Below are 12,649 nucleotides of genomic sequence, written 5' to 3' on the forward strand. Positions count from 1 at the left end.
GCTGTGCTCCGGCCGCCGGACCTGGCCGGAGCACAGCGTTCTGTCGGTTGTCGGACGTACCGTGCACCCGACTCCGATGCACCACCGCGGGTCCGATGCTCGACCGAGGGGAACCCCCATGAAGAAGTCCGTCTGGCTGCCGGCACTGATCGCGCCCGTCGTCGTCGCCGGGGCCGTCGCCGCTCCCGCACTGGCGAACGCCGCCGCTCCTCCCGTCGCCGGGGAGCACCCGACCGCCGCCGCGGTCATCGCCAGCATCGCCGGCTCCTCGGACGCGCAGTACTCGGGCAAGCTGGCGCAGACGAGCGACCTCGGGCTCCCGGAACTGCCCACCGGCTCCGGCGGCTCCTCGCTCGAGGGGGACGCCTCGGACGCACTCGGTCTGCTCACCGCTCCGCACACCGCCCGCGTCTACGTCGACGGAGCGACGAAGCAGCGGGTGCAGGTCACCGAACAGCTCGCCGAGCGGGACGTCATCCGCAACGGCAGCACCGTGTGGACGTGGGACTCCGAGGAGCGCGCCGCGACGAAGGTCACGCTCCCGAGCCGCTCCGCGGAGACGCCCGGGTACGGCACCACCACACCGGGTGACGTGGCCGAGCGCGCGATCGACGCCATCACCCCGACCACGGAGGTCTCGAAGCCGGTGGCGACCTCGGTCGCCGGTCACGACGCCTGGCTCCTCACGCTCACCCCGAAGTCCTCCGACACCCTCGTCGGCACGGTGCAGCTCGCCGTCGACCAGCAGACGGGGCTGCCGCTGCGCGCGTCGGTCACCGCCGCGGGGAAGGACGACCCCGCGTTCCAGGTCGGCTTCACGAGCCTGTCGTACGGCGCGCCGGCGGCACGGCTGTTCGCGTTCACGCCGCCGAGCGGTGCGGACGTGACCACGAAGGACCTCTCCGACATCCCGGGTGCATCCGGGGACGGTCGCGGACACGGTGCCCCGGACCACGGCGGCGCGACGGTCACCGGCAGCGGGTGGGACACGGTCGTGACCCTGCCCGCCGGCACCGCCGACAGCACCGGTCTCGGGTCGGAGGCGTCCGGGCTCCTCGACCAGCTCACGACGGCGGTCGACGGTGGTCGCGCCCTGCAGACCTCGCTCGTCTCGGTGTACCTGGCCGACGACGGCCGTGTCCTCGCGGGCGCGGTGCCGGTCGCGACGCTGGTCGCCGCCGCGAAGTGACGACGGGGACGGACACCGCGGCCGCACCCCGGGACACTCCGGACACCGCAGCCGGGCTCGCCATCCGGACGGTCGGCCTCCGCAAGGTCTTCCGGAAGCAGCGGGCCGTGGACGGCATCGACCTCGCGGTGCCCCGTGGCTCGGTGTTCGGGTTCCTCGGGCCGAACGGCAGCGGCAAGACCACCACGATCCGGATGCTCCTGGGGCTGTCGACCGCCACGAGCGGGACGATCGAGGTGCTCGGCGAACCGATGCCGCGCGGGCTGCACTCGGTGCTCCCCCGGGTCGGCGCCCTGGTCGAGGGTCCGGCCTTCTACCCCTACCTGTCCGGCCGGGCCAACCTGTCCCGCTTCGACGCCGCCGATCCGACCTCCGACCCGCGGACGCGGCGGGAGCGGGTCGCGAGCGCACTCGACCGGGTCGGGTTGAGCCACGCCGCCGACAAGAAGGCGCACGCGTACTCGCTCGGGATGAAGCAGCGCCTGGGCTTGGCGAACGCGCTGCTGTCCCCGCGCGAGCTCCTCGTCCTCGACGAGCCGACGAACGGCCTGGACCCGCAGGGCACGCGGGAGGTCCGGCACCTCATCCGGTCCCTGGCGGATGACGGCACGACGGTGTTCGTGTCGAGTCACCTGCTGGCGGAGATCGAGCAGGTCTGCACGCACGCGGCCGTGATGCGCACCGGCTCGATCGTCGCGCAGGGCCCGCTCGACGAGCTCCGAGCCGCCGGCGCCCGGACCGTCACGGTCCGGACCCCCGACATCGGGCAGGCCGGTGTCGTCCTCTCCCGCCTCGGACTCGCGCCCCGGCGGGAGGGCGGGTCCGACGTCCTGGTCGCCGACCTCACCACCGACGTCGAGCCGGAAACGATCACCGCCGAACTCGTCCGCGCCGAGGTCCGGGTGCGCGGCATCGCGGTCGGCGGCGGCACCCTCGAGGACCTGTTCGTCGCACTCACCGGAGAGGGATTCGATGTCGCAGGGTGACACCGTGGACACGACGACACGACCCGCTGGTACCCGGTCCGCTCCGAGCACTGCGCGGCGGACCCGCACGTTCGCCCTGCTCGGCTCCGAACTCGCGCTCGTCTTCCGTCGGCGTCGGACCTGGGCGATGCTCGGGGCACTCGCCCTCGTGCCGGTCCTCATCGCCGTCGCGGTCCGGCTCACCACCGACGGCGACGACGGTGGCCCGGCGTTCCTCGGCGACATCACGAACAACGGCCTGTTCGTGTCCTTCACGGCGCTGACGGTGTCGATCCCGCTCTTCCTGCCCCTCACGGTCGGGGTGGTCGCCGGCGACACCGTCGCCGGTGAGGCCAGCCACGGCACGCTGCGCTACCTGCTCGTCGCCCCAACTGGGCGGGTGCGGTTCATCGTCGTGAAGACGATCGGCGCGGTCGCGTTCTGTCTCGCCGCCACACTGCTCGTCGTCCTCGTCGGGGCGGCGATCGGTGCGGCGCTGTTCCCGGTCGGTCCGGTGACGCTGCTCTCCGGTACGCAGGTCGACGGCTGGTCGTACGCGGGCCGTGCGGTCCTGCTCGCGCTCTACGTGACGCTGTCGATGCTCGGCCTGGTGGCGATCGGTCTGTTCGCGTCGACGCTGACCAACGTCCCGGTCGGGGCGATGGCCGCGACGGTCGTGCTGGCCGGGGCATCGCAGGTGCTCGACCAGCTCCCGCAGCTCGACTGGCTGCACCCGTTCCTGTTCTCGCACCTCTGGCTCGGGTTCGGCGACCTGCTGCGGGACCCGATCTCGTTCGACTCGTTCGGCAGCAACGCGGTCCTGCAGCTCGGGTACCTGGTCGTGTTCGGCGCGCTGGCGTACGGCCGGTTCGCCAGCAAGGACGTCCTCAGCTAGGTCCGGCCGGGCGCCAGCGGTGCGCCGCCGCCGTCAGTCGGCGCCGCGGGACGCCGGGGAACCGCTCTCGAGCGTGCCCTCGGCCTTCTCGTGCGCGTACACGTCGCGGAGGTCACGCGCCTTCTCGGACCGGTACCAGTCCTGCCGGGCCCCGGTCTCGACGGGCTGCATGCCGACGACGACCTTGCCGCGGGAGTGCATCTCCGCCAGGTCCTCGTACGCCTCGACGATGTACTCGAACGGGTAGAACCCGGAGATGAGGACCTGCACACGGCGGTCCTCGACGGCCTTCACGAGGTACGTGATGAGCTCGCGCCCCTCCGGGTCGGACGCCGGGGCCCGGAGGAACCGGAGTTCGGCGTCCCGCCGGTCATCCGACGACACGAAGCGCTTCTCGTCCACCCCGAGCCGGACGGCGAGCGCGCGCGCGGACGCGTCGCCGTGGTTGTCGATGAAGGCGGTGACGGGCCGGCCCTTCGCGATCTCGGTGATCCGGGCCTCCTCACCGTCCCCGTAGGCGACGGGCAGGATGCCGATCTGCCGCAGGTAGTCGTGGTTGCGCGGGCTGCCGAGTCCGATGACCGTCGCACCGGCGTCGCGGGCGAGCTGGCACTGGATGTGCCCGACGCCGCCGGCGGCCGCGCTGATGACGACGGTGTCGTCGGGTCCGAGTCGGAGCTTCCGGACGACGTCGACGGCGGTGCAGCCCGCCAGGTACAGCCCGCCGGCGACCTCCCACCCGACGTGGGTCGGCTTGATGACGACGGCGTCGCGGGGCACGACCACCCAGGTGGCGTGCGAGCCGCCCTCGGGCGCGTGCCCCATGACCTCGTCGCCCACGCGGAGGTCCTTCACCCCGTCGCCGCGCGCGCGCACGATGCCGGCGAGGTCGACGCCCTGCCGTGCCGGGAAGTCGACGTGGACGTGGTCCTGGAGCTTGCCCTCGCGGAGGAACCGCTCGATGTGGTTGAGGCCCGCCGCGATCACCTCGACGAGGACCTCGCCGGGGCCGGGCGTGGGGCGTTCCTGCGGCACGACCTCGACCACGTCGAATTCGCCGTACCGCTCGTACTGGACTGCGCTACCGGTTCGCATGTCATCCTCCTCGGGACGTCGTGCGTCCGTCCTACTCGCCGCACCCCGGTCGGTGCGCGGGGATGAGGGGTACTCGCAGGGACGGGTCGGACGGGAGGCCCGGGGCGGCCCGGAGCGCGCCTCCCGTCCGGTCCGGCGACCGGGGGGGGAGGACACCGGTCAGGACGGACCGAAGGCCGCCGCGATGCGGGCAGCGGTGTCGGCGTCGAGGTGCAGCGCCCGCTGGTCGGCGTCCGGACGCGGCACGCGGACCGGCGTCGACCAGAGCGAACCGTCCTCGGCGAGGTCGACGACGAGGGCGCCGGTGCCGACGAGGGCGGTCTCCTCGTCGTACCGACCGGTGACGTCGGCGTCGTTCGCGACCCCGGGCGCGACGAGGACGGGGACGCCGCCGGTCGAGCCGGCGAAGTGGTGGTGGTAGTGGCCGGCGAGCACGACCCGGACGTCGGTCCCCCGCAGCACCGCGGCGAGGTCACCGGGGTTGCGGAGCTTCAGCGCGTCGTGCAGCGACGTCGGTGCGGGCAGTGGCGGGTGGTGCAGGACGACGACCGATCCGTGCGGTGCCGGCTCGGCGAGGGCGGCCCGCAGGTGCTCGGTCGCGGTCGCGGACAGCTCGCCGTACCCGGCGCCCGGGACGCTCGTGTCGACGGTGACGATCCGCCGGCCCGCGACGACGGACCGCCCTCGGACCGGGACCGCGGGGTCGTGGTGCTCCATCGTGTGCATGAGCGGTCTCCCGCCCTCGCCGAGGACGTGCCCGTCGAACAGCACCCGTCGGAAGCCGTCGCGCTGGTCGTGGTTGCCGGGGACCGTCACGAACGCCGCGCCGTGCCGCTCGGCCCAGCCGCCGACCAGGTCGCGGACCGTCGCGTACGACTCCGGCGACCCGTCCTCGGACACGTCGCCGGAGACGACGACCAGCCCCACGCCGTCGAGGCCGTCCAGGTGGTCGAGCAGGGCGCCCAGCGCCGCCGTGGTGTCGACGGTGCCCTGGTGCAGCGCACCGTCCCCGGTCACGTGCGTGTCCGACAGGTGCAGGATGCGGAGTGTTCCGGGAGCGGGAGGCTGCATGTCGCACACCGTAGCCGGGCCGGACGACCGGGGTGCGTCGCCGGGGGTACCGTTGTCCGGTGATCGACCTGCGCTCCGACACCGTGACCCGTCCGACCCCGGCGATGCGCCGCGCCATGGTGGACGCCGAGGTCGGTGACGACGTGTTCGGCGAGGACCCCGAGACCACCGCGCTCGAGCAGGAGGTCGCCGCGCTCCTCGGTCACGAAGCCGGGCTCTTCACCCCGTCCGGCTCGATGGCGAACCAGCTCGGGCTCCGCCTGCTCGTCGGCCCCGGCGAGGAACTGCTCGCCGACGTGCAGGCCCACGTCGTCCGCGCCGAGCTCGGCGCGGCGGCCGTGTTCTCCGGCATCACCACACGGACGTGGGCGTCCGACCGCGGCCGTCTGGTGGCCGACGCGGTGCGCGCGATCGTGGAGCCGAACGCCGGCGCCTACTCGGTGTCGACGACGGCGATCGCGGTCGAGAACACGCACAACTTCGGCGGCGGCACCGTGCAGCCCGTGGCCGAGGTCCGCGCCGTGCAGGAGTTCGCCCGCGAGCACGGCATCGGCCTGCACCTGGACGGTGCCCGGTTGTGGAACGCCCACGTGGCGTCGGGCACCCCGTTCCCCGACCTGGCGAGCGGGTTCGACACGGTGTCCGTCTGCATGTCGAAGGGCCTCGGTGCGCCCGTCGGGTCCGTGCTCGTCGGATCGGCCGACCGGATCGCGGCCGCGCGGATCTGGCGGAAGCGCTACGGCGGGGGCATGCGGCAGACGGGCATCCTCGCCGCGGGCGCACGGCACGCCCTGCACGAGCACGTCGACCGCCTGGCCGAGGACCACGCGAACGCCCGGGTGCTCGCAGCGGCGCTCGACGTCGATCCGGAGTCGGTGGACACGAACATCGTCTTCGCGCAGGTGTCCGACCCCGACACGTTCGTCGCCGCCGCCGAGGCCGCTGGCGTCCGGGTGATGCGGCTCGGGCGGACGACGGTGCGCCTCGTCACCCACCTGGACGTGTCGGCGGAGGACGCCGCGCGGGCCGCCGAGGTGCTCGCCGCACTCCCCCGCTGACGGCGGAGCCGGCCCAGCACTCGTCAGCCGACGGCTGCCGTCGCCGCGGGTGCCGTCTGGAGGTCGAACGACAGCGGATCCGCGCGGACCGTGTCGAGCGCGAGCGCGACGGCACCCGTCACGACGACGTCCGCCCCCAGCGTCGAGGCCACGATCTCCGGCACCGGGTCGAACCGCCCGCTGCCGAGCACGGCCGAAGCGCGGTCGATGACGGCACCGGCGTGCCCCGCGATCGCCCCCGCGACGACCACCCGGTCGATGTCGAGCAGGCTCGCGAGCAGGACGCACACCCGGGCGAGCAGGTCCCCGAGCTGGTCCACGACCTCGAGCGCGACGGGGTCGCCGTCGTCCGCGGCGCGGAAGACCGCGGCCGCGTCGAGGCCCTCGCGGGCGACGGCACGGCCGAGCGGGCTGTCCGGGTCGACCCGGCCGGCGTCGACCGCCGCGGTCACCGCGGTGCGCGCCGCCGCGCCGAGTCCGTCCGACGACCCGACACCGACGACGAGTCCGAGTGCGCGCAGCTCGCCCGCGCCGCCCCGTGCACCGCGGAGCAGCACGCCGTCGACGACGAGGCCGGCGCCGAACCGCTCCCCCGCGAGCAGTGCGGCGAAGGACGCCTCCGGCGCGGACGGCCGTTCGGCGATGGCCGCCAGGTTCGCGTCGTTCTCGACGACGACGCGGGCTCCGGGGGCGACCGCGTCGAAGCCGGGGTTCATGCTGACCCAGAAGCCGCCGTCGTCCGGTGAGACACCGCGGGCGTCGACGGGTGCGGGGACCCCGACGGTGGTCACGAGGACCCGGTCGGCGTCCGTCCCGGCCGCGGCGAGCGCGGCGGCGACGGTGGTCGCGACCGCATCGAGGCGGAACCCGACGTCGAGCCCCCGCGTGCCGAGGTCGGTCTCCGCACGCGCGAGCACGGCACCGCGCAGGTCGGCGACGAACGCAGCGACCCGGTGCTGTCCGGCGTCGACGCCGACGACGCACCCCGCGGTCGGGTCGAGTTCGTAGCGCCGTGCGGGTCGACCGATGCGGTACTCGCCGGCGGTGCGCGCGTCGTCCAGCTCCGTCAGCCAGCCGCGTGCGACGAGGTCCTCGCACGCCGCGAGCACGGTGGAGCGGGTCAGTCCGGTCGACTCCATCGCCTCGGTCGCGGTGAAGGCGCCGACGTCGAGTGCGTGGTCGAGGACGGTCTCCGCGCTGGAGGCACGGGGCGACGCTCGACGCTGCGGCATGTGGCGAGACTACCGCGGCACGGATTGCTTGCGCGAGTAGATTTTGTCCGTATATTTAGTCGGGCGGGCTGCATCGGAGCAGCGCGCACACCGGGACGGCGACGGTGCCGGTCCCGGCGAACGGAGACGACGTGCAACCACGCGCCACACGAGCCGGCAGCGCATCCGCGCTGAGCCGGCGGTCGTTCCTGCTCGGGGCGGGCGGCATCGCCAGCGGCCTCGCACTCGCCGGCTGTACACCGGTCGGGTCGACCGGCTCACGGCCGGAGACGATCAGCTTCTACGTGTCCAAGCCCGAGGTCATCGGGTACTTCGACGACCTCATCGCGCAGTTCCACCAGGCGCAGTCACGGATCCGGGTGGTCCGGGACTCGACGTCGAGCATGTCGGCGAACTTCGTCCGGAACAGCCCGCCGGACCTCGGCTGCTGGAACTACAACTTCTCCGTCGTGCCCTTCGTGGAGCACGGCGCGCTCACCGACCTCTCGGACCTGCCCGAGGCCGCGACGATCAACCCGGATCTGTGGCCCCTCATGGAGCAGACCGCCGACTACCCGGGCCGCAGGAGCGCGCTGCCGTACTCCGTGACCGCCGCGTCGGTGATCTACGACCGCGCCCTGTTCGCCGAGCAGGGGCTCGACGTCCCGACGACGTGGTCCGAGTTCGCCGCCGTGTGCCGCCGGCTGCAGGAGGCGGGCATCGCACCGGTGTACGGCACGTTCAAGGACAACTGGACGATCGCGCAGGGCATGTTCGACTACAGCATCGGCGGGATGATCGACACCCCGGCGACGTTCGCGGCCCTCCGCGCGGCCGGCACCCGTGTCGGCACGGGATCCGCGCCGTCGTTCGCGGAGGACTTCGCGGCCCCGATGGAACGCATGGCGCAGCTGCGCGAGTGGCACCAGCCCGGTGCGGTCAGCCGCGGGTACGGGGACGGCAACCTGGCCTTCGCGCAGGGGAAGGCCGCGATGTACCTGCAGGGGCCGTGGGCGCTCGGCGAGATCGCCAAGACCACGCCCGACATGGACCTCGGAACGTTCCCGCTGCCCGTGACCGAGGACCCCGCCGACCGGAAGGTGCGGGTCAACGTCGACCTGGCGCTCTGGATCCCGGAGGCCTCGCGCAAGCAGGAGGCGGCGCGGGAGTTCCTGTCGTTCCTCATGACCCCGGCCGTGAACGACCGGTACAACGCGGACAACAACGGGTTCGGGGTCCGGCGAGACGCCCCGCCCGCGTCGAACCCCGCCCTGCGCGGCATGCAGTCGTACTACGACGACGCCGCCTTCTACCTCGGCGCCTCGCAGCTCGTCCCCGCCGAGATCCCCGTCGCGAACTACGCGCAGTCGATCGCGTTCGGCGCCGACCCGCAGCGACAACTCCGCACCCTCGACTCCGACTGGGCGCGCCTGGCGCTCCGCTCGGCCGCGTGAAGGAGACGACCATGACCCTCACCACCAAGGCGGACGGCGGCCGCACGCACGGCCGGACCACGAGCCTCCCGGCCGGACGCCGGAGGCGACCGCGGATCGACCCGCTGTTCCTCGCGTTCCTGCTGCCCACCCTCGTCCTGTTCACGCTCGCCATCACGCTCCCCGCCGTGATGGGCATCGTGCTGAGCTTCACGAACTCCGTCGGGTTCGGCGAGTTCCGGTTCATCGGCCTGACGAACTACGTGGCGGTGTTCTCCGACCCGGCGATCCTGCAGGCGTACCTGTTCACGATCGGCTTCTCGCTCGTGACCGTGCTCGTCGTGAACGCCGTCGCGTTCCTGCTCGCGATCGCCCTGACCGCGAAGGTACGCGGCAAGATCGCGCTGCGGGCGGTGTTCGTGCTGCCGATGGTGATCTCCGGCATCGTCATCGCCTACGTGTTCTCGTTCCTGTTCGCGAACAGCCTGCCGGCGCTCGCCACCACGCTCGGGATCACGCCGCTCGAGCAGAGCATCCTGGCGGACCCGGACCTGGCGTGGATCGCGATCGTCGTGGTCACCGCGTGGCAGGCGATCCCGTCGACCCTGCTCATCTACATCGCCGGGGTGCTGTCGATCCCGGGCGAGGTGTACGAAGCGGCGTCGCTCGACGGTGCCGGTGGGTGGCGCCAGCTGCTCTCGATCACCGTGCCGCTGACGGCCGGGTACATCCTCATCAACCTCATCATCGGGTTCAAGAACTTCCTGAACTCGTACGACATCATCGTCGGCCTCACCGACGGTGGCCCCGGCACCTCGACGACCAGCGTCGCGATGTCGATCTTCAAGGGCTTCAACGGTGGCGACTACGCCTACCAGATGGCCAACGCGACGATCTTCTTCGTGATCGCCGTCGTGATCGCCGTGATCCAGCTGCGGGCCACCCGCGGGAAGGCAGCGCTCTGATGTCCCTGCAAGCACCCCTGCGACCGGGGACGACAGCGACCGGCAGCATCCGGTCGGTGGACGCCGACCGGACCACCGGCAGCCGCGGCGCCGGCCGGCGCGAGCGCGCCAACTGGCCGGTCACGATCGTCCTCGTCCTCTGCGCGCTGTCCGTGCTCGTCCCGCTCTACGTCACGCTGACGATGGCGTTCAAGACCACCGGACAGGCGGTCGACGGCAACGCCTTCTCGCTCCCGGCACCGTTCAGCGTCGACGGGTTCGTGCAGGCGTGGGAGCTCACGGACTTCCCGCGGGCCTTCGGCATCTCCGTGCTCGTCGCGGCGATCACCGTCGCCGGCACGATCCTGCTCGCCTCGTTCACCGCGTACGCCATCGCCCGGAACTGGGACCGTCGGCTGTTCCGCTGGTCGTTCTTCTACCTGCTCGCCGCGATGTTCCTGCCGTTCCCGGTGCTCGCCCTGTCGCAGGTGAAGCTCACCGGCCTGGTCGGGCTCGACAACCCCGTCGGCGTCGCGATCCTGCACGTCATGTTCCAGCTGTCCTTCAGCGTGCTGCTCTTCACCGCCTTCCTGCGCTCGATCCCGGCCGAGCTGGAGGAGAGTGCCCGCATCGACGGTGCGAGCACGGGGCAGGTGTTCTGGCGACTCGTGTTCCCGCTGCTGGCACCGATGAGCGCCACCGTCGGCATCTTCGCGTTCCTCGCGTCCTGGAACGACTTCGTGATGCCGTCGCTGATCACCTCCGACCCCGCGCTGCAGACCCTGCCGGTGCTGCAGCAGATGTTCCAGACCCAGTTCAGCAACAACTACAACGTGTCGTTCGCCTCGTACCTGATGGCCATGGCCCCGGCGATCATCGTCTACCTCATCACGCAGCGGTGGGTCATGGCCGGCGTGACCCAGGGCGCCATCAAGTGACCGACACCCGCCCGACCCCGACCGAAGGAAGCAACCCCATGACCGACGTGCTCGACCCGGCCGTCCAGCCAACGACCCCCGCGACCGACGAGACCTGGTGGCGGCAGGCGAGCGTCTACCAGATCTACCCCCGGTCCTTCGCGGACGCGGACGGTGACGGCATCGGCGACCTCCGCGGGGTCACCGACCGGGTGCCGTACCTGGCGTCCCTCGGCGTCGAGGCCGTCTGGCTCAGCCCCTTCTACCCGTCCGCCCTCGCCGACGGCGGCTACGACGTGGACGACTACCGGGACGTCGACCCGCGGCTCGGGACGCTCGACGACTTCGACGACATGGTCGCGGCGCTGCACGGTGCCGACATCCGGGTGATCGTCGACGTCGTCCCGAACCACACGAGCGACCGGCACGAGTGGTTCCGCGAGGCGCTCGCGTCCCCGAAGGGCTCCCCCGCCCGGGCACGGTACGTGTTCCGCGACGGCACCGGCCCGTCCGGCGCGGACGCCCCCGCCGACTGGGTGTCGATCTTCGGCGGCCCGGCGTGGACCCCTGTCGGTGACGGCCAGTGGTACCTGCACAGCTTCGCGAAGGAGCAGCCGGACCTGGACTGGACGAACCGGGAGGTCCGCGACGACTTCCTCCGGACCCTGCGCTTCTGGTCCGACCGCGGAGTCGACGGGTTCCGCATCGACGTCGCCCACGGACTGGCGAAGGACCTGCCCGCGGGTGACCTGCCGACCTGGGCCGAGGTCACCGCGATGCCGAAGGACGGCACGCACCCGCTCTGGGACCGCGACGAGGTGCACGAGATCTACGCCGAGTGGCGCCGGGTGTTCGAGGAGTACACCCCCGCCCGGACCGCGGTCGCCGAGGCCTGGGTGCCGGCGGACCGGCGTGCCCGCTACGCCAGCGCCGAGGGGCTCGGTCAGGCCTTCAACTTCGACCTGCTCGAGGCGGACTTCGACGCCGGGCAGTTCCGGTCGGTCATCGAGTTCAACCTCGGCCTGGCGGAGCAGTCCGGGTCCTCGACGACGTGGGTGTTCTCGAACCACGACGTCGTCCGGCACGCGACCCGCTACGCGCTGCCCCCGCGCAGCGGCGACGCCGCGCACGCCCCCTCCACCGACAAGCAGGGCAGCGACTGGCTGCTCGCCGGCGGGTCACAGGACGACCTGGACCGGGGCCTCGGCCTGCGTCGTGCGCGCGCCGCGACGCTCCTCGAGCTCGCGCTCCCCGGCTCCGCGTACCTGTACCAGGGCGAGGAACTCGGCCTGCACGAGGTCGGCGACGTCCCGGACGCCGCCCGCCAGGACCCCGCCTACTTCCGCAACCCCGGCGTCGACGTGGGCCGCGACGGCTGCCGGGTGCCGATCCCGTGGACCCGGACGGGCGAGAGCTTCGGGTTCGGGCCCGGCGGCGCCCACCTGCCGCAGCCGGCCTGGTTCGCGGAGTCGAGCGTCGAGGCCGAGGACGCCGACCCCGACTCCACCCTGAACCTGTACCGCGCGGCGCTCCGGCTGCGCCGCGCGCTGCAGGCCGCGGAGCACCTGGAGTGGGTCGAGACCGGACGCGACGACGTCCTGGCGTTCCGCCGCCCGAACGGGTGGACGAGCGTCACGGTCTTCGGCGAGGAGCCGTTCCGGCTGCCCGAGGGCGAGCTGCTGCTCGCCAGCGCGCCGGTGACGGACGGTGAGCTGGCGGGCGTCGGGACCGCCTGGCTGCGGCCCTGACGGGACGGCACGACCGGACCGGGAGACGGACGGGAGGCCCGGTGCGCGACGCGTGCCGGGCCTCCCGTCCGTCCGGGGTCGCCCCGACGCCCGGACCCGTCAGACGGGCTCGGTAGGGTCGGC

11 protein-coding genes are annotated in these 12,649 nt (G+C 72.7%); 8 read left to right on the top strand and 3 right to left on the bottom strand.

The window, feature by feature from the left end; genetic code table 11:
* Positions 1-118: 118 nt before the first annotated feature.
* The 3 genes from DEI84_RS06565 to DEI84_RS06575 are packed head-to-tail and all read left to right on the top strand — an operon-like array spanning position 119 to position 3,049.
* Complete coding sequence (locus tag DEI84_RS06565; protein ID WP_110890120.1) at positions 119-1,189, top strand: DUF2092 domain-containing protein; 1,071 nt, start codon at positions 119-121, stop codon at positions 1,187-1,189.
* The gene (locus tag DEI84_RS06570; protein ID WP_110890121.1) at positions 1,186-2,175 is read left to right on the top strand and encodes an ABC transporter ATP-binding protein; all 990 of its coding nucleotides are present in this window, start codon (positions 1,186-1,188) and stop codon (positions 2,173-2,175) included. The genes DEI84_RS06565 and DEI84_RS06570 overlap by 4 nt, the downstream gene beginning before the upstream one ends.
* Complete coding sequence (locus tag DEI84_RS06575; RefSeq protein WP_181420366.1) at positions 2,162-3,049, top strand: ABC transporter permease; 888 nt, start codon at positions 2,162-2,164, stop codon at positions 3,047-3,049. The genes DEI84_RS06570 and DEI84_RS06575 overlap by 14 nt, the downstream gene beginning before the upstream one ends.
* Positions 3,050-3,082: 33 nt before the next feature.
* On the opposite strand, the gene DEI84_RS06580 is transcribed toward DEI84_RS06575, so the two are convergent.
* Positions 3,083-4,144 carry an NADP-dependent oxidoreductase gene (locus tag DEI84_RS06580; RefSeq protein WP_110890122.1) on the bottom strand — a complete coding sequence of 354 codons (1,062 nt, stop codon included), beginning with the start codon at positions 4,142-4,144 and terminating at the stop codon, positions 3,083-3,085.
* Positions 4,145-4,303: 159 nt separating this feature from the next.
* Positions 4,304-5,215, bottom strand: coding sequence for a metallophosphoesterase (locus DEI84_RS06585; protein WP_110890123.1), 912 nt, complete (start codon positions 5,213-5,215; stop codon positions 4,304-4,306).
* 59 nt (positions 5,216-5,274) lie between these two features.
* Here DEI84_RS06585 and DEI84_RS06590 point away from each other — a divergent pair, with 59 nt between their 5' ends.
* Complete coding sequence (locus DEI84_RS06590; protein WP_110890124.1) at positions 5,275-6,273, top strand: low specificity L-threonine aldolase; 999 nt, start codon at positions 5,275-5,277, stop codon at positions 6,271-6,273.
* Positions 6,274-6,296: 23 nt separating this feature from the next.
* On the opposite strand, the gene DEI84_RS06595 is transcribed toward DEI84_RS06590, so the two are convergent.
* A complete protein-coding gene (locus DEI84_RS06595; RefSeq protein ID WP_110890125.1) occupies positions 6,297-7,505 on the bottom strand; it encodes an ROK family protein in 1,209 nt (402 codons plus the stop codon).
* Between the two features lie 131 nt (positions 7,506-7,636).
* On the opposite strand from DEI84_RS06595, the gene DEI84_RS06600 reads away from it, so the two are divergent.
* Genes DEI84_RS06600 through DEI84_RS06615 form a run of 4 tightly spaced genes read left to right on the top strand, consistent with a single transcriptional unit; the run spans position 7,637 to position 12,526 of the window.
* Positions 7,637-8,938 (top strand): ABC transporter substrate-binding protein, encoded by a 1,302-nt coding sequence (locus DEI84_RS06600; RefSeq protein ID WP_110890200.1) that lies wholly within the window; start codon positions 7,637-7,639, stop codon positions 8,936-8,938.
* Between the two features lie 11 nt (positions 8,939-8,949).
* On the top strand, positions 8,950-9,882 hold the full coding sequence (locus DEI84_RS06605) for a carbohydrate ABC transporter permease (RefSeq protein WP_181420367.1): 933 nt from the start codon (positions 8,950-8,952) through the stop codon (positions 9,880-9,882).
* On the top strand, positions 9,882-10,799 hold the full coding sequence (locus DEI84_RS06610) for a carbohydrate ABC transporter permease (protein WP_181420368.1): 918 nt from the start codon (positions 9,882-9,884) through the stop codon (positions 10,797-10,799). Before DEI84_RS06605 ends, DEI84_RS06610 begins: the two co-directional genes overlap by 1 nt.
* Positions 10,800-10,837: 38 nt before the next feature.
* A complete protein-coding gene (locus DEI84_RS06615; RefSeq protein ID WP_110890126.1) occupies positions 10,838-12,526 on the top strand; it encodes a glycoside hydrolase family 13 protein in 1,689 nt (562 codons plus the stop codon).
* The last annotated feature ends 123 nt before the right edge of the window (positions 12,527-12,649 follow it).

It is taken from the genome of Curtobacterium sp. MCBD17_023, from assembly GCF_003224415.1.
Classification (GTDB): domain Bacteria; phylum Actinomycetota; class Actinomycetes; order Actinomycetales; family Microbacteriaceae; genus Curtobacterium.